Source organism: Halostagnicola sp. A56, from assembly GCF_000691505.1.
In the GTDB taxonomy this organism is placed as follows: Archaea; Halobacteriota; Halobacteria; order Halobacteriales; family Natrialbaceae; genus Halostagnicola.
This window is the reverse complement of record NZ_JMIP02000019.1, coordinates 101418-117307: the sequence shown is the minus strand read 5'-3', so window position 1 is coordinate 117307 and position 15890 is coordinate 101418. Positions and strand designations below refer to the sequence as shown.

General features: G+C 63.6%; 23 protein-coding genes and 1 pseudogene. 7 read left to right on the top strand and 17 right to left on the bottom strand.

Features of this window, described 5'->3' with window-relative positions:
• Positions 1 to 17: 17 nt before the first annotated feature.
• Positions 18 to 245 (top strand): hypothetical protein, encoded by a 228-nt coding sequence (locus EL22_RS10540; protein WP_231587928.1) that lies wholly within the window; start codon positions 18 to 20, stop codon positions 243 to 245.
• An 18-nt stretch (positions 246 to 263) separates the two neighbouring features.
• On the opposite strand, the gene EL22_RS10535 is transcribed toward EL22_RS10540, so the two are convergent.
• From EL22_RS10535 to EL22_RS10525, 3 genes are read right to left on the bottom strand one after another with little or no spacing between them, the layout of a single operon-like run.
• Positions 264 to 2012: a bifunctional N(6)-L-threonylcarbamoyladenine synthase/serine/threonine protein kinase gene (locus EL22_RS10535; protein ID WP_050051465.1), complete on the bottom strand. Its 1749-nt coding sequence runs from the start codon at positions 2010 to 2012 to the stop codon at positions 264 to 266.
• 3 nt (positions 2013 to 2015) lie between these two features.
• Entirely contained in the window at positions 2016 to 2150 is a 135-nt protein-coding gene (locus EL22_RS10530; protein ID WP_050051464.1) for a 30S ribosomal protein S27ae, read from the bottom strand.
• Positions 2151 to 2489: a 30S ribosomal protein S24e gene (locus EL22_RS10525; RefSeq protein WP_050051463.1), complete on the bottom strand. Its 339-nt coding sequence runs from the start codon at positions 2487 to 2489 to the stop codon at positions 2151 to 2153.
• A 361-nt stretch (positions 2490 to 2850) separates the two neighbouring features.
• Here EL22_RS10525 and EL22_RS10520 point away from each other — a divergent pair, with 361 nt between their 5' ends.
• The gene (locus EL22_RS10520; protein ID WP_050051462.1) at positions 2851 to 4062 is read left to right on the top strand and encodes an asparagine synthase-related protein; all 1212 of its coding nucleotides are present in this window, start codon (positions 2851 to 2853) and stop codon (positions 4060 to 4062) included.
• Positions 4059 to 4676, top strand: coding sequence for a hypothetical protein (locus EL22_RS18060; protein WP_050051461.1), 618 nt, complete (start codon positions 4059 to 4061; stop codon positions 4674 to 4676). The genes EL22_RS10520 and EL22_RS18060 overlap by 4 nt, the downstream gene beginning before the upstream one ends.
• Positions 4677 to 4823: 147 nt before the next feature.
• On the opposite strand, the gene hisS is transcribed toward EL22_RS18060, so the two are convergent.
• The 4 genes from hisS to EL22_RS10495 form a co-directional block, all read right to left on the bottom strand.
• Positions 4824 to 6122, bottom strand: a complete 1299-nt coding sequence (gene hisS / locus EL22_RS10510; protein ID WP_050051460.1) for a histidine--tRNA ligase — start codon at positions 6120 to 6122, stop codon at positions 4824 to 4826.
• Between the two features lie 83 nt (positions 6123 to 6205).
• Positions 6206 to 6796 (bottom strand): asparagine synthase-related protein, encoded by a 591-nt coding sequence (locus EL22_RS10505; RefSeq protein WP_050051459.1) that lies wholly within the window; start codon positions 6794 to 6796, stop codon positions 6206 to 6208.
• A complete protein-coding gene (locus tag EL22_RS10500; protein ID WP_050051458.1) occupies positions 6796 to 7146 on the bottom strand; it encodes a DNA-binding protein in 351 nt (116 codons plus the stop codon). Before EL22_RS10500 ends, EL22_RS10505 begins: the two co-directional genes overlap by 1 nt.
• Positions 7147 to 7296: 150 nt before the next feature.
• A complete protein-coding gene (locus EL22_RS10495; RefSeq protein WP_050051457.1) occupies positions 7297 to 7752 on the bottom strand; it encodes a 30S ribosomal protein S19e in 456 nt (151 codons plus the stop codon).
• A gap of 129 nt (positions 7753 to 7881) precedes the next feature.
• Here EL22_RS10495 and thiL point away from each other — a divergent pair, with 129 nt between their 5' ends.
• Positions 7882 to 8826, top strand: a complete 945-nt coding sequence (gene thiL, locus EL22_RS10490) for a thiamine-phosphate kinase (RefSeq protein WP_050051456.1) — start codon at positions 7882 to 7884, stop codon at positions 8824 to 8826.
• Positions 8827 to 8926: 100 nt separating this feature from the next.
• On the opposite strand, the gene EL22_RS10485 is transcribed toward thiL, so the two are convergent.
• The 5 genes from EL22_RS10485 to EL22_RS17205 form a co-directional block, all read right to left on the bottom strand.
• Entirely contained in the window at positions 8927 to 10102 is a 1176-nt protein-coding gene (locus tag EL22_RS10485) for a site-2 protease family protein (RefSeq protein WP_050051455.1), read from the bottom strand.
• Positions 10103 to 10312: 210 nt separating this feature from the next.
• Complete coding sequence (locus EL22_RS10480; RefSeq protein WP_050051454.1) at positions 10313 to 10552, bottom strand: hypothetical protein; 240 nt, start codon at positions 10550 to 10552, stop codon at positions 10313 to 10315.
• 400 nt (positions 10553 to 10952) lie between these two features.
• On the bottom strand, positions 10953 to 11156 hold the full coding sequence (locus EL22_RS10475; protein WP_050051453.1) for a hypothetical protein: 204 nt from the start codon (positions 11154 to 11156) through the stop codon (positions 10953 to 10955).
• Complete coding sequence (locus tag EL22_RS17210; protein WP_156184104.1) at positions 11153 to 11296, bottom strand: hypothetical protein; 144 nt, start codon at positions 11294 to 11296, stop codon at positions 11153 to 11155. Before EL22_RS17210 ends, EL22_RS10475 begins: the two co-directional genes overlap by 4 nt.
• Positions 11289 to 11426, bottom strand: coding sequence for a hypothetical protein (locus tag EL22_RS17205; protein ID WP_156184103.1), 138 nt, complete (start codon positions 11424 to 11426; stop codon positions 11289 to 11291). The genes EL22_RS17210 and EL22_RS17205 overlap by 8 nt, the downstream gene beginning before the upstream one ends.
• A 29-nt stretch (positions 11427 to 11455) precedes the next feature.
• On the opposite strand from EL22_RS17205, the gene EL22_RS17200 reads away from it, so the two are divergent.
• Positions 11456 to 11761 (top strand): hypothetical protein, encoded by a 306-nt coding sequence (locus tag EL22_RS17200; protein WP_156184102.1) that lies wholly within the window; start codon positions 11456 to 11458, stop codon positions 11759 to 11761.
• A gap of 14 nt (positions 11762 to 11775) precedes the next feature.
• Here EL22_RS17200 and EL22_RS10465 read toward each other — a convergent pair whose 3' ends face one another.
• Complete coding sequence (locus tag EL22_RS10465) at positions 11776 to 12201, bottom strand: hypothetical protein (RefSeq protein WP_050051451.1); 426 nt, start codon at positions 12199 to 12201, stop codon at positions 11776 to 11778.
• A complete protein-coding gene (locus EL22_RS10460; RefSeq protein WP_050051450.1) occupies positions 12201 to 12626 on the bottom strand; it encodes a hypothetical protein in 426 nt (141 codons plus the stop codon). The genes EL22_RS10465 and EL22_RS10460 overlap by 1 nt, the downstream gene beginning before the upstream one ends.
• 278 nt (positions 12627 to 12904) lie before the next feature.
• On the opposite strand from EL22_RS10460, the gene EL22_RS18055 reads away from it, so the two are divergent.
• On the top strand, positions 12905 to 13267 hold the full coding sequence (locus EL22_RS18055; protein ID WP_197075890.1) for a hypothetical protein: 363 nt from the start codon (positions 12905 to 12907) through the stop codon (positions 13265 to 13267).
• Positions 13268 to 13555: 288 nt separating this feature from the next.
• On the opposite strand, the gene EL22_RS16080 is transcribed toward EL22_RS18055, so the two are convergent.
• Positions 13556 to 13750 carry a hypothetical protein gene (locus EL22_RS16080; protein ID WP_082146755.1) on the bottom strand — a complete coding sequence of 65 codons (195 nt, stop codon included), beginning with the start codon at positions 13748 to 13750 and terminating at the stop codon, positions 13556 to 13558.
• Positions 13751 to 14163: 413 nt separating this feature from the next.
• Between EL22_RS16080 and EL22_RS10445 the strand changes: the two genes are divergently transcribed.
• Positions 14164 to 14511: a DUF5658 family protein gene (locus EL22_RS10445; protein ID WP_050051448.1), complete on the top strand. Its 348-nt coding sequence runs from the start codon at positions 14164 to 14166 to the stop codon at positions 14509 to 14511.
• Between the two features lie 47 nt (positions 14512 to 14558).
• Here EL22_RS10445 and EL22_RS10440 read toward each other — a convergent pair whose 3' ends face one another.
• Together EL22_RS10440 and EL22_RS10435 are read right to left on the bottom strand one after the other, a co-directional pair.
• The gene (locus tag EL22_RS10440) at positions 14559 to 15134 is read right to left on the bottom strand and encodes a TlpA disulfide reductase family protein (protein ID WP_050051447.1); all 576 of its coding nucleotides are present in this window, start codon (positions 15132 to 15134) and stop codon (positions 14559 to 14561) included.
• 163 nt (positions 15135 to 15297) lie between these two features.
• A pseudogene (locus EL22_RS10435) lies at positions 15298 to 15845 on the bottom strand (hypothetical protein); the annotation flags it as partial.
• Between the last annotated feature and the right edge of the window lie 45 nt (positions 15846 to 15890).

The window sequence follows — 15890 nt, the reverse complement described above, 5'->3', positions numbered from 1 at the left end:
TTGGCAACGAACAGTATATGTCCGTGACACTAACCACAACGCCGCACGACGGCACCGTCCCGATCGAGTCTGAGGACTGGGTGGAGGGGGGAATGCCTCGACAGAGTTACGCGTCGCCGTGGTCGACTGCATCTCCGAAACACGCTGCGATCATGCGCCGACAGGGCCGTCTGCGCGAGACGTTCGTACAGGCTGTGATCGAGTCGATGCAAACGTATCTCGCTCCGCCAACTACACTCGAGTAAGACCGCTTCTCGATCCGATTAGGACTCCGAGACGTACCGCCCGCGTCCTTCGACATCCTCGAGTCGCTCGAGAACCCGCTGTTCGCCCTCGCTTCGGTACCCCTCGCGGAGCGCCGCTCGGAGCGGGTCGGGCTCGTCGGCCGTCCCGACGAGACTCTGGTCGAAGACGTGGACGTCCATCGCGTAGTCCTCGACATGGTCCGTGTGATAGCCGAGACCGAAGTCGATCAGGAACGTCCGCTCCGGGTCGACGCGGACGTTTCGCGTCGTCGGATCGCCGTGGACGAATCCCGCCCGGTGGAGTTTCGCGAGATGACGGCCGACGGCGCGAACGCGGTCGGCCGACAGCGACTCGCGGAGGTCCGACTCGCCGACGTACTCGAACTCGAGAATCGCCTCCCGCGCGTCGACATCGGTCAGCACCGGCGTCGGGACGCCCTCGCGTCGCGACAGGTTCGTCAGTCGCGCCTCGATTCGCGTCCGCTCGCGGCGCAGTCGCTCGTCGAGTTCTGGGTGGCGATAGGACTTCGATCGGCGGTTCTTGGTCACCTGACCGAGCGGTCCGCGATCCGGCTCGAGGGTGACGAGCGCCTCGGCACCGCGAACGTCGCCGTTTACGTTCTCGTCTCCGCTCTCGACGCGTCGTTCGGGCTCGGCGGCGCGCTCGCGGTTCCCCCCGTCACCGCTCGCGTTCTCGAGGCCCTCGCTTCGCTCGGACCGCCCACGCCACGTGACCGGCACCTGATCGGGACGAAAGTCCGGGTCGACGTGCGAGTCCTCGATCTCGAGCGTGTCACCGGCCTCGTACATCTTCGCCCCGAGGACGGCGATCATACCCGCGTTGTCCCGCAGGAATCGCGGATCGGGGGCGTGAAACTCGGCCCCGCGCTGGTCGCACATCTCGGCGAGCATCTCTCGCAACCGCGCGTTCTGCCCGACGCCGCCCCCGAGGACGAGTTCGTCGCTGCCGGTCAGCGAGAGCGCGCGCTCGGCGACTTCGGTGAGCATCGCGAAGATGTTCTCCTGCAGCGAGTAACAGATGTCCTCGAGCGCCACTCCGTCGTCGGACCGCTGTTTCGCCGCGCTCATGATTCCCGAAAAGGAGAAGTCCATCCCCTTGACGACGTAGGGGAGATCGACGTACTCGCCGTCTTCGGCCGCGGCCTCAACTTTCGGCCCGCCGGGGTGACTCCAGCCGACGTGACGGGTGAACTTGTCGATGGCGTTGCCGACGCCCGTGTCCATCGTCTCTCCGAGCACGCGATACCGGCCGTTCCGGTAGGAAAGCAAGTGGGCGTTCGCGCCGCTCGCGTTCAAACAGACCGGCGAGTCGAACCCCGACGTGTGACGGCCGATCTCGAGGTGGGCGACCATGTGGTTGACGCCGACCAGCGGCACCTCGAGCACCTGGCTCAACGCTCGGGCCGCCGTTCCGACGATTCGGAGGCAGGGACCGAGTCCCGGCCCGCGCGAAAAAGCCACGGCATCAATTGGCGGGCCGTTTACCGCTTGCGCGTTCGCGTCGCGGTCGACCGCCGCCTCCTGCAGGTCTCGAGCGTGCTCGAGGGCCGTCTCGACGACGCGCGGGATCGCCTCGTGCATGTGTTCGGCGGCTTCCCGCGGGTGGATGCCGCCGCTTTCGGGTTCGTACGCGTCGCTCTCGATAAAGACCGCGTCGGAAGAATTCGCCCCGTCGGCGTCAGCGTCGGAATCGTAGACGGCCGCGCTGGCCGCCCAGGCGGTGCCCTCGATTCCGAGGATTCGCATTCGTTACTCCCACTCGGTGTAGCCGCACTTGCCGCAGTGCTGGCGGTCACCGTGGTCGGCGAGGAACGTGTCGCCACAGCGCGGGCAGTTCTCGCGGTCGACCGAGCCATCGTCGTTGTAGACTTCGTGTCGGGACATTTATGCTTCCTCCGCCTCGGCGGCTTCTTCGGTCTCGGCGTCGGCCTCGGAATCGGCGTCGGCGACGATCTTGTTGCGCTCGAGCATGTGGTCCTGTTCGACGTCTCGAGCGAAGTCCGCGGTTTCGTAGACCTTCGCCTGCCCGACGGTCTTTCGCATCCCGAACTTGGTGTCGAGTTTGCGGATGACGACTTCGCCGGCTTCCTTGTTCAGTTTCGCCGCGAGACTGTCACGGACCTGGAGACGAGACGGCGTGGCCTCGTCGTGGGTCAGTTCGAACGTGACGTCCGTCCGGTGCAACATGGGATTCTCCGATTCGGAGATGATGTCGACGTCCATGATATCACTCAGTTGCTCTAGTATCCCTCTGTAGCGCCTAAAAGGATTTCGAAGCCGGGGACGACGCTGGTTTGGGCAGCTTCGAGGGCGCGAACCGGCCACCCGTGTCGGGCCCACGGTCGAACGCCATCGCGAAAGCGCGTTCAGCGGCGACCAGAGTTCGGCGGCGACCGGCTCACCGAACGCCAACGTGCCGGCCGTCGCTCGAGGCAGACCGGAATCAGCGGATAGAAACTGATTTTAGGTTAGCCTAAATAGTGGTCGAACGAGATACCGACGATGCAGCAAGTCAGGAGAAACAAACGTACTATCGGGCGCTCTCGAGCGCCGCCGAACGTGTGGGGACCCAACAGATCCTGAGATGGTGGGGCTCTCTGGCGTCGTCGGCGAACACGGGGGACTCGAGGTCGAGACGGTACGACCGACGGTGAGCGACGAACGAACGAACAGCTATCGCGACAAGCAGATTGCCGTCCGAACGGCGTTTCACGAGGGGACGACGGTCGAACAACCCGTCGAGACCGACGCCGGCCCGCTCGTCTGGGTGTGGGGCGAAGTATTCAGCGTGACCGACGACCGAGGCGGGCGAATGCGAGTCGATCCGTTCGAGACCGCGCGGGTGTGTGCCGACCTGTACGACGAGTACGGCGACCGGTTCGTCGAACGTCTGGACGGGGAGTTCATCGCTCTGTTGTACGATCCGGACGAGGAAACGGCGACGTTCTTCTCCGACCGCGTCGGCGCGCGCCCGCTGTACTACGCCGTCAGCGACGACGCCATCGCCTTCTCGACCAGCATTCAGGCGGTCCCGGAAATCCCCGGCTACACGCCGACATTTTCGGAGTCCTATCTCGCGGAGTATCTCCACTCCCGGCGCGTTCACGGTACGAAGACGCCCGTCGACGGGATCGAACAGATCGCTCCGGCAACCCAGCTGACTTACGATCTCGAGGCCGGCGCTCTCGACGAGCGACAGTACTGGGAGCCTCGGTACCGGCCAGTCGACAAGCCGCTGTCGTACTTCGTGTCCGAACTCGCCGAACGGTTCGAACGGGCGGTCGCCGATCGAATGCCGCGAGACGGCGGCGACGCGGGCCTGCTTTTGAGCGGTGGGAGCGACTCCCGGTCGGTGCTCGCGGCCGGCGGCTCCGAACTGACTGGGTTCCACATGGGCGACGGGTGGAACCGCGAGGCCAGATACGCCAAACGGGCGGCGAACGCGGCCGGTGCCGAGTTCGAACTCCTCGAGCGCGGGCGCGACTATCACGCGACGCTGTTAGAGCGCGCGGCGCCCATTCAGGAGTTCGTCGGCTCGTTCCAGTCCGGCCACATGCTCGGGTACGCAGAACGCTCGCCGAGATGGACGTGTTGTTCACGGGGTTGTACTGCGACGTGCTCTTCGGATCGTGGGGGGTGCCACAGCGGGAGATTTCCCTGCCCTTCGGCGTCACGCTCTGGCCGCCGGTTTCGCAGGTCCCCACGACGACGGACGAGTTCGTCGCCCGCCGGGTCGGCGACGATCCGACGCGCCAGCCGCCCGCCCTTCGCGCCCCCTCCTACGAGGAAATCATGACGGAGAACGTCGGCTGGAAGCCGAACGGGCGCGTCTCCGACCACGGCGTCGAGTACGAGTCGCCCGAAGCCATGTCGCTCAGTACCTTCCTCTACCCGATCACGAACGGCATCGGCTTCGACCTCTTCGCGTCGTCCCAGATCACCCGAACGAGAACGCCGCTGCTGGATCGCCGGCTCATCGACCTTCACCTCGAGATGCCGCTTAAATACCGGCTTCGGTACGACCCGGTCCACCGGGCGATGGCGAAACTGGACCCGTCACTCGCCGCCGTCCGGGACGCCTCCTCGGCCGTTCCGGTCAGCTCACACAAGGCGGCTCACGTGGTGGGCAATCGGATCACGAACCAACTCGCCAAGGTGCGCGGGCCGGAATCGTTCCGAACGGAGGGCCCCCTACAGGACAAGGACGAAGTGATCCGCGCGACCGACTTCCTCGGGACGGCCCTACAGCGCACCGAATCTCGAGGACGCACGCTGTCCTGTCTCGACTGGGCAGAGGTCCAGGAGACCTACCGACGTCACCGGGCGGGTGAGATAGACGTCGGCGAGGACCTCTACCGGCTCGTGACAGTCCTCGAATCGCCGATCGGGGCGCGGATCCTCTCTGCGTAACCCGATCGCCGCGCGAAGCCCGTTTTCGCGATCGAGTCGCCCACGTCGACGCCGGGGTTCCCGCGGGGCTGTGACGCCAGTAAATCGCTCTGGTTCTCTCGAGTCGGTCGTGGACGGTATCAGAATTCGAAGACGATCGAGCCGGCGTCAGGAGAAGTCCGCGGCGGTCGGCCGCTCGAGATCGCCGGGGAACTCCTCGACGGGGGCCTGCACTTGGTCGCCCGACTCCATCTCCTTGATCGTCACCTCGTCGTTCGCCAGGTCCTGCTCGCCGACGATGACCGTCGTCTCGGCGTTGATCGAGTCGGCGTACTCGAGTTGCGCGCCGAACGATCGGCCCGCGATATCGGTCTCGACGACGTGGCCGTGGTCGCGGAGCGCGCGGGTGATCCGCGCGGCTTCCGAGCGCGTGTCGCCGACCTGCAGGACGTAGTAATCAGTTTGCACGGCCTCCGCGGGCCAGACATCAGCCCGCTGTAAGAGCAGCGAGAGGGTCGCGTGTCCCGGCGCGACGCCGACCGCGGGCGTCGGCTGGCCACCGAACTGCTCGATGAGGTCGTCGTAGCGACCGCCGCCGAAGATCGACCGCGAGACCTCGCCCGCGGAGTCGAAACACTCGAAGACGATTCCCGTGTAGTAATCGAGCCCGCGTGCGGTCTCGAGTGAGATCGTACAGTACTCTCGCACCCCGAAGTCCTCGGCGGCCTCGAGCACGTTCTGGAGGTTTTCGACCGCCTCGGTGACGCGTTCGGTGCCGGCGAACTCCTCAACGGCCGCGAGGTCGCCCGCCGCGATCAGGTCGTCAAATTCCTCGGCCTGCTCGGCCGTGAGCCCGGCGCCGACGAGTAGATCGTGATACTCCGCTCGAGAGATTTTGTCAGACTTGTCGACGGCGCGAATCGCCGCCTCCGTGTCGATATCGGCGTCGTAGGTTTCGAGGACGCCCCCGAGGATGTCACGGTGGGAGATACGAAAGTCGAAGTCGGCCGCGTCGAGCCCGAGCCCCGTCATCGCGTCGGCGGCCCACGCCAGAATCTCGGCGTCTGCTTCGGGCTCGCTCGTGCCGAAGATGTCGACGTTGGTCTGGTAAAACTCGCGCTGGCGGCCCTGCTGGACCTGTTCGTAGCGCCAGAACGGCCGCGTCGAGAACCACTTGATCGGTTTCGATAGCTCCTGCTGTTTGGCGACGACCATCCGCGCGACGGTCGGCGTCAGCTCCGGCGTGAGCGTGACGTGGCGGCCGCCCTGATCCTCGAAGGAGTACAGTTCGTCGACGATATCGTCGCCGCTCTTGTCCGTCCACATCGCGGCCCGCTCGAGGGCCGGCGTTTCGATCTCGCGAAAGCCGTACTGGCGGGCCGTCTCCTCGATGGTGTCTACGGTCTGCCGTCTCGCAGCCATCTCGTCGGGGTAGACATCACGAAAGCCCTTGATCCGGTCGTACATGACCACTCGTTTGGCGAGCGCGAACTTCTAACCTTTCGTTCGCGGACGGGACGAGCGCTTGTCCGTCGAAAACCGTCGCGTCCTCACCGCAAATCCGTGACGTACGTCTGCTCGTGGTCGGGAAAGCACTCCTCTATCGCGGCCTCGCCGTCCGCTTCGACGAGAAGCGCCCTGAGTTCGGCCTCGTAATCAGCCCGCGTGATCTCCTCGCTCGGACCGACGGTCACGTCGAGCGTGTCCTCGACGATCCGGTCGACGGCGGTCCGTCCAAACCCGGAGAGCGGCGCGATGTAGTCGATGCCGTGGCGATCCTCGAGGCTCTGGGCCTGCGCACGCGAAACCGTCGGGACCCGGTCGTCCCGGCGCGTGCCGTCGGCCACCGCGTCGTACCCTTCCTCGGCCGCCCGTTCTAAGGCGTGCTGGTGGACGAGCTGAATGCCGTTGCGGGGGAAGCCGTCCTCGCGGATTCGGTCGACGGCCTCCTCGGCGACATCCGGTTCGAGCTGGAGGCGTTCGAACGGAAAGTCCGTCGCCCGAGCAGTCGCTCGAGCGTGTTTCCAGTCGTCGGTGACGCCGAAGTGGGCTGTCACCAGCGTCACGTCGTAGAACCGATCGAGGAGGACAGCCGCGAGCGTCGAATCCTTGCCACCGCTGTAGAGCACTCCGAGCCGCATCAGCGCCGCTTGATGTCGAAGCTCTTCTTCTCAGGCTGGAGTTCCTTGAGCAGTTGTTTCATCTTCTCGTCGTCGATCTTACCCTGAATGCGCCCGCTCTGGGCGAGCGCGACGACCTGGCGTTCGACCTGCTCGCCGAACTGCTCTTTGCTCATCTTGACGGTGTTGAGCCGCTTTCGAGCCTCGTCGGTCAGGTGCTGGCGGAGCAGGGCCTGTTTCTGGGCGTCTGCCTGCTGCTGGGCGGCCTCCTGTGCCTGTTCGTTGCCCTGATTCTCCGCGCGATTCTGGAGTTCCTCCATTTTCTGCTTTCGAAGCTCTTCGATGTCATCGTCCGAAGGCGAGCCACTCATACGCGCATCTACTCCCGCGGCGGGGAAAATGATTACGGACCGGCCCAATCGCTCGCCGGGCGGTCAGTTCGAAATCGAATCGATCGATACGTTCCTCGCTCGCCTCGCAGCCAGTAGAAATCCGCGTGGGGAGCGTTCGAGAAGGGGCGTCTACGCGTAGCGCTCGAGTTCCGGACGGTCGAGGTCTTCGAGGACCTCGCCGGCGGTCTCGTCGAGGAGGCTGCGTCCCTCGGCGGTGATTCGGCGGCCCTGTCCCTCCGCGGTCTCGACGAGGTCTTCCTGCTCGAGTTGCTGGAGGATGGTCCGGATCACGTTTCGCGAGCCGTCGGTTCGCTTGTCGGCGGAGACCTGATAGCGGTTCGAACCGCCTTTCGCGCCGCCGTACTCGGTCGAGAGTCGCTCGACGCCGACCGGGCCGGTGTCGGCGACCTTGCGGAGCAGACTGGCAGCCCGAACTGCCCAGAAGTCCTCCTGCTCCGGCGGAAGCTCGCGGCTCGCGCCGGTTTTCGTGAACTGTGCCCAGTCGGGTTCGTCGAGTCGGTCCTCGAGGTCCGCAGCGAGCGCCTGAATCAGCGCGTCCGCCGGAACGTCGTACATCGTAGCCATTGGCGTTTGGTTCCCTTCCGCGGCATTTAAGACCATCGTTGTGGCTGTCACCGGCGCTCGAGTCGGTCTACCGCGTCACAGCCGCGCAAACGTCGGGCGATTTTTCGCACTCGAGTCGAAAGGAGGGGTATGGACGAACGGGCCGCGCTGGCAGTGCTCGAGGACGAACTCGGGCCGGTCGGAGACGACGCCGCCGTCGTCGACGATCTCGTCGTAACGACGGACATGCTCCACGAGACGACCGACTTCCCGCCGGGAACGACCCGATACACCGCCGGCTGGCGGGCGGTCGGCGCGTCGCTCTCTGACGTCGCTGCAATGGGCGGACGGGCGACCGCCGCCGTCGCGGCCTACGCCGCGCCCGAATTCGACGAAGAGGAGCTACTGGCGTTCGTTCGCGGCGCGAGCGATGTCTGCGAGCGCGTCGGTGCGGAGTACGTCGGCGGCGACCTCGACGACCACGAAGAGTTTACGATCACGACGACGGCGTTCGGAACGACGGACGCGCCCGTCCGCCGGAGCGGCGCGGCGGTCGGTGATCGCGTCTGTGTCACCGGAACGCTCGGTCGCAGCGCGGCTGCCCTCGAGTTGTTCGATCGTGCTGGACCCGAGCGCGATGACGAATCCGGCGATCGGTCGGGGAGCACCGAAACGAACGCGAACGAACGAGACGCAGCGCTCGAGCGGGCGAACGAGCTGTTTCGGTTCGAACCGCGGGTCGGGGCCGGACGAGCGCTCGCACCCCACGCGAGCGCGATGATGGACTCGAGCGACGGGCTCGCCCGGTCGCTCCACCAGCTTTCCGAAGCATCGGACTGCGGGTTCGCCGTCGACGCCGCGACGATCCCGGTAGACGACGCCGTCTTCGAGACGACCGAAACGGACGAGGCGGCCCTCGAGCGTGCGATCACCTTCGGCGAGGATTTCGAACTCGTCGTAACAATTCCCGAGACTGCGCTCGAAGCCACACAGGCCGCGACGACGGTGCCGCTCACGCCGATCGGGACCGTCGTCGAGAGCGGTATCACGATCGAGGGCGAACCGCTCCCGGATCGGGGATACACGCACGGCTAGCTCGAATCGATCGATCGAGTCGTCGGCTTCGAGCGGTCAGTCGAGGTCGGGGCATCGACTTCGGACGATCAGCGGAGGTCGAGCCACCGGCTTCGAGCGGTCAGCCGACGATCATGACTGGAACCGGGGTGAAACAGAGGAGTCCAACCCCGAACGTCACCACCCCGAGCGCGAAGCGCTTCGGGTCGAGCGGCTCGTCGTGGACCGGCTGGGCTGGGCCGGCAGCCGCGACGAAGAGCGTGATGAGCCCCCAGAACCCCCAGATCGTGACCGTGTTGAGGCTGTGATCGCCGACGTAGTAGAGATAGCCCGCGAGCGCGAACAGCGCGCCGGGGACGATAGCGGCGATCGTTTGCTGGACGGACCCGGCCATCGAGCGCAGGATGTGTCCGCCGTCGAGTTGGCCGACGGGGATGAGATTCAAGAACGTGACGAACAGCCCGACCCAGCCGCCGATCACGACCGGATTGACGTCCCTTGTGGGATCGTTCCGGTACAGCGGCTGGTCGAACGCCGATGCGAGGAACTCGAGCAACGGCGGGTAGCCGAGCTGGATCTCGACCGTGTCGGGGTTATTCAAAAGCGCGTCGGGAACGGGGACGGGCGGCAGGTGGAGGCCGACGCTTATCACGCCGACCGTCGCGACCAGTCCCGCGAGCGGTCCCGCAGCGCCGATATCGAACAGCGCCTTTCGATTCGGCATTCGACCCTTCATCTTGATCACCGCGCCCATCGTCCCGATGAGCGTCGGAATGGGGATGAAATAGGGCAGCGAGGCGCTGACCCTGTGGTACCGACTCATCAGATAGTGGCCCATCTCGTGAACGCCGAGGACGCCGAGGATGGCCGCGGTAAACGGCCAGGCACGCCAAATCTCCGTTGGATTCGAAAACGGATCGATGTAGTACCACATGGAACCGGCAAACAGTGTCGAGACGACCGTCGCCACGAACAGAAGGATGTTCGTCCACGGAATGCCACCGATCCCGAGCCGAGTAGGCTCGGCGACGATGACGTACCGGCCGTCTCGAACCGTCAGTCGCGCCTCGTAGCCGGATTCGCGAAAGACAGACCACAGTTCGCGCATCATCGATTCGGGCGAAACCAGCGGCGTCCCGACATACAGAAGCGTCTCGTCCTCCCGTCGCGTTTCGGAAACGACGAACGTCGACTCGATCTGCTCGAGCGGCGGTCCCTCGTCGGGCGGATCGACATCGTCGTCGGTCGCGGAGGAATACCAGTGTCGTCCGACGGCGGACGAATCCGGGCCGTCCATCACCGGTGGTTCACCCTCGGGTCGTATAAATCGACTGCCGGACGACAGTCGCTGACGATCGGTTGTTGCGGGACCAAACGAGATCGATAGGCGTGCCGGATCGAGTCACAGTGATCGGCAGTAACAAGGAGGAACAACGTGTGATAGGAGAGGGAACTCTATGATCGTTCGGTGTCGTATGGCCGGGGGGTAGGTCGATCGAACAGTCGGTTACGCGGATTCGACGCGCCAGGTGGTCGCGCTCGTGTAGGACCACTTCTCGACCTCGAGGTCCGTCGCGGACTCCGAGAGTTTGACCATCATCGCGCCGATCTCTTTGGGGGACATGCCGACGTCGTCAGCGATGAACTTGCCTTTGAAGTACAGTTCGCCGTCTTCTGCGCGTTTGCGCAGGTAGTTCTTCAGGCGACGTTCCTTGCTTTCCGTGGAGGGGTGGGCTGTAGTGCTCATCGACGATTACGCCTTGTCGGGGGAGTATGTTATAAAGGCAGGTCGGTTAGCAGATTTTCAGATATATTCAGGCCGAAAGCGATGAATAGACGTTTCACGCCCGTTTATACACACCTACAGGACTGTTTCAAAACGAGCTAGAAGTTTTATAACTGCATCTAATACATTATTTCCGGATTGAAAGTCACGAGACCCAATTATATAATTCCACACGAATATGTAGTTGGTACATAACTCTCGTAATCGAGTGAAACTCAGCTGGTACCCGCTTTTGAGTTATGAGTTATATTAACCAACAGTTTATAATACTAGAGAGTTTTTGTTGGTTAACACCGAACAACCCGATCGCCGGGAACTCAAGGAGTTAAACGAAAACAGCGGCGAATAACACGAACCGCAGCTACGACGTATCCAGCACGATCTCGCTGGGCGTCTCGAGGCTCACGTTCGAGACGATCTCCGACCCGACGAACCGCCATCCGTCGTCCTGTTCTTCAAACTCCTCACGATCGTACCCGCCGGTCGGGCGTGGCTCGAAGACGAACTTCCGGCGGCGGGCATTCGGCGGCGTCCACTCGATTGTGAACGGAGATCGCGAACTCATCGTTCCACCCGAATCTCTCGCGGACAGTTCGGACACGTCACGACCGGATTGCTGTAGGGGTTGGCGACGTCGTCGGCGCTGGTTCGGATCAGTGCCGTGTTGCACTTATTGCAGTCCTCGCCAGTCAGTTCTTCACCCATCCCGATCGACCTCGTAGGAGACGATCGAGACCATCCAGCCGCGGAGCTCGCACCATTCTGCGAACAGCGGATCCTCCGTAAAGGTCGTGAACCCGTCGTCGCTGACCTTCCAGACCGAGTACTCGCTCATTCGGACCACACCGGGTTTCCGGAGGCAACGTGCGCGCCCAGCTGGTCGTCGACGTCGTCGCGATCGACCCACGATGGGATCGGCTTCGCCCCGATGGCGAACAGAACTCGACAAATGTGCTTGCAACCGCCGTCTGGGCGTCGGTATTTTTGATCGTCACAGCTGCATCGGGCGTCTGCCGGGGCGTCGATATCGACGATGTACTCGCGCCCGCTTGCGCTCGTGACTTCGAACACCCCGTCGGCGCCGCGAACGATCCCAGCGTCTTCGATCACAGTCATAGGCGTCGTGAGCGCGCGGCCGTCGCGATCATCGAGGACCTCGAGGTCAGCTGACTGTGCGACCGCCATTATAGGTCTTCCACCCCGGTTGATTCACCGCCGCCGAAGTCTGCAGGTTCGGAGCGCGTCGGCTCGTCACGGGTCCGCTCGCGTTCGTGTGCGTGTACCTCGAGTTCGTCCGCGACCACTCGAATCGCAGCCGCAACCTGTTTTGGATGGACGCCAGCGTCGATCGCGTCGTAGCCGTAGTCGGCCACGAAGTCCTCGACGTCTGTCCTGCTATCTGGCTCGTAGTTCACACCGGGCGTTCGACGCATCGTCTGGCCGCCGTCGGCCACCAGAATTCCACCGGACTCAGATCCGGGCCCGGCGACCGACTCCGCAACCGCGTGCTCGTGCAGGCGCCGGTCAGTGGTCGTTTCGAGTGCCTCGGCGCGCTCGCACACCGCTTCCATCCCCTGCTCGTAGTCGTCGAAGGACGGTGCGTCGGGCATCATCGGTCGGACACCCCCGAGGCGATCCCGTGTGCCTTCTCGAGTATCCGTCCATACTGCTCGTGGCGCTCCTCAGGAATCATCGAGCCCGCAGCGTGCTCACGAACGAAGTTGGCCGGAACGCCGTCGCGATCTCGGACATACACCTGGTAGCCCGCGTCAAGCGTCGCTGGCAGTCGCACCTCGATCGCGTACTCGAGGTCAGCCGTCACGGCGAGAACGTCGACGCACGCTTTGATGTTGCGCTTCCGGCCGACCTGGACAGCGATTGTGAAGAACACGCGCTCGTCGACAGCTGGCTCTGGGTAGTCGACATCGTCGTACGTGCCCTCGCTGGCCCACTGCGGGCCGCTCCAATCCCACTGGACCGTCGCCGACTCGGGAACGTTGGTCGGCGTTGGTTCGATGTGTTGGATTCGGGCCATGTTAGTTGTCCTCCGTTGCGGTCGAAACCGTTTCGTGGATTCGCGTTGTATCGATCATTGGTCTTGAGCTAAGACCAGGGTCGCGTGCTACAACACGCGGCCAGGATTTTCCCGGCGACCCCTGATCTATACTCAATAGTCTATCAGCCACCCTATTAATTCTTACTTTATATCGTATACACAGGATATAGGATATACGGATAGCAGTATAGTTTAGTGCTCTCGGTAGGACTTACGACATGTAGTAATTTATGGCAGCGACACAAACGGCTCAGCTAATGGCCGAAGAAGGACGCGCGCTCATGACTGAGCGCGAACGCGAGATTATCGCAGGAGATGCTGATGTCACGAGCAACTATCGGTACAAGGTACAGTCACTTGTCCGAAACCGGGTCAGAAAGCAGTTCAGCGATGATATTGACGTCCTCCGAGAGGATTTCACCGAGGTGTACGAGATGGTCACCGATGACGCATGTGGGGCGCTCTCCGAGGACGTTCGTAATCTCGAGACACGGCTCGCCGATGTACAGGCTGAACTCGATCAGATCGAAGAAGCCTTCGAACGTGGCGATTCAGACGCGGCACGCGGAGCGCTCGATCAAGCACAAGAAGCGCTTTCAGAGGGTGATCCCAATGTCTAAAGTATCGTGCGCAACCCTTGACGACTTCTCCACCAACATTATGGAATCGAATTCACCGACCATCAGCGACTTCCTCGAGACGACGGTGGATAGCTTTCAGTTAGAAGAAACCTGTTGTTTCGTTAGCGATTTGGAACCAAGCGAAGAAGGCAAATCCAAGCACACCGGCTATCACTGTCGAGAAATCCCTCCCGAGCAAGAAACACGGCACGATTCTGTGAGCGACGGCGGCGATGGTCGCCAATCCGGCGAACCGAGGCGACGAAATTCAACGGAACGAAAGAGCAGTCAACAGGACAGCGAAACGAAACGGCGGCGACGCAGAATGGTCGTCGAACACGCCGGACACTCGTAGATGTCTCGAGTGGGCCGTTCGCGGACGATCCAATCGCCCGTTATGTGGCTTTCGTGTCCGCAGTCGGGACAGAAGAGGACGCCTTTCTTCGGCGGGTCCTCGTCGGGGGTGAGAGGGCGGTGACTCATGGTGAATGCACTGAGAACCGCACGGTAAAAACGCTGTCCGCGATGAATTATCCTGATGGTTCGGATGACATCCGAGCGCTGTAGACTGGGGACGTGGGTTCGGCGTTCGATCCAGTGGGCGGGGGAGAACGGCCTCGAAACTCGCTGAATTCTCGCGCTGTGAATTCGCGCTGAGAGCGATCCGTGTCGACGGGCGTACGCTTCGACGGGTGGTAAGCGCTGCTTTCTGCGACCCAACGAAGAACCGTGAACCATCCTCGCCGCGGATCGCGGGCTATGGGTCTCATAACAATACGTCGATCGGTAGAGCGGGCGTTCGAACGGCCGCTCCGTGACACCGTGGGAGGGTAGAGACGGTCCACCGCCGGTGGACGGTCACCGACGCCAGCCGGTTCGACTCCGGTCAGGGGCCTATGCGTTCCGATGCCGGGTTCGCGAGAGCGGCCGACGCGGAAGCGTCGCCGATCGAACTCGAGGGGCTACTGTGGGTTGCCGTTGGCGCGGCCCTGATCGGAGATGTCGTGACGACGTTCGTCGGACTCCACCTCGGACTCACCGAATCGAACCCGATCGCACACGGCGCGATCGACGGCTACGGTCCAGCGGGCATGGTCGGGTTGAAACTGGTCGCGGTCGCCGTCGGCATCGGGTGTCGATCCTTGCTCCCCGCGGAGTACCGACCGATCGTGCCGGCGGGGCTGGCCCTGCCGTGGCTGGTCGCGATCGGTATCAACCTCTACATGATCTCGAGCGTCGTGTGAGCGGCCCGAGGGAAAACCGTTTCAGGCCGGGTCGAACGCGGGGCGGTTCACGCGCTATCACCGTCTCTGGCTTCGTTGACGGCGTCGATGATTTCGCCCGAGCCGACGATCGATGCGTCACTGTTCAAGACGGCCTCGCCCGCTTCGTCGATGACGAGCGTTACCGGCGTGCCGATGACATCGTACTGCTGGCGGAACGAGTACGTCGACCCGTGGCCGACATCCCACGCCCCGTCGTAGTCTTTCCACCACTCGCGGAGCCTGTCTTTCTCGAGTGTCTTGCCGATCGTCTGGGTCGTTATCGAGAGGAATCGAACGTCGTCGTCGATCTCCGCTCTGGCTTCCGCGAGCGGTCCCATCTGTCGTTTGCAGTACCCACAGTAGGTGACGAAGAAATTGAGCACCGAAATCGTCCCCTCGGGCGGGAGCACCTGGGTCCCGGCCTCGCTCGCTCCAGCGTCGATCGTCTGGACTGTGGGCGGACCGTCGTCTTCGTCCTCGGAATCGCTCTCCGGGGACTTGGCCCCGCCTCCGAACGATGGCACTCCGGTTTGCCAGAGGGCGACGCCGCTGCCGAGCGTCCCGAGACTGGCGACGCCGGCGATCGCCTCTCGGCGTTTCATCGCGATCCCTCCGCGACTGTCACTCGAGCGAGTGTGTTTGCGGGACCGAACATACACGATCGTACGGACTCGACGGAAAAGGACCTTCGGGTTCGAGTCGGATAGCCGACGTGATCGCTCGAGCGCCCGCGACGATCGGTCGTCGCGACGAAACCTACGGAACCTACTCGAGGAGTTCTCTGGCGTTGTGTCGCCAGGTTCTGACGTGCAGGACGTTTAGCTCGAGAACCTCGGCCACCTCGGCGGCGCGGATCGTCGCGAGTCGCTCCGCGGAGGTGATGCCGCTGTCGCCAGCCGATCCGCGTCGTCGGGGCCGACGCCGGTGACGCGCTCGAGAGGAGTCGGGTGGGGGTAGGGGCGCTCGGGTTCGTCGGTCGACTCCGCTGGCTCGTCCGGGGGGGAGACGTTCTCGAAGGCCTGCCAGTCCTCGTCGGCGCTGGCGACGACCCACTCGCGTTCGGCGTCGCCGAGTCCTCGAACCGTCGTCGAGCGCCTGTCGAGGTCGCCGTCGGTTTCGAACGACCACGGCAACGAAAACCGCCGGCGGAGGGCCTCGGCGTCCGACTCCTCGAGGCCGGCCTCGAGCAGCATGCGAAAGGAGTAGCCCTTCTCGGCGACCCGATCCGGGTCGATGTCGGCCCGCTCGAGCGAGTCGCGGATTCGATCCTCGATCCGCGACTCGTCCGTTCGCTCGACGGCGGCGTCGTTGCTCACTCGGGACACCAGTCTATCCGTAACTCTCGGCGTCTCGTCTTG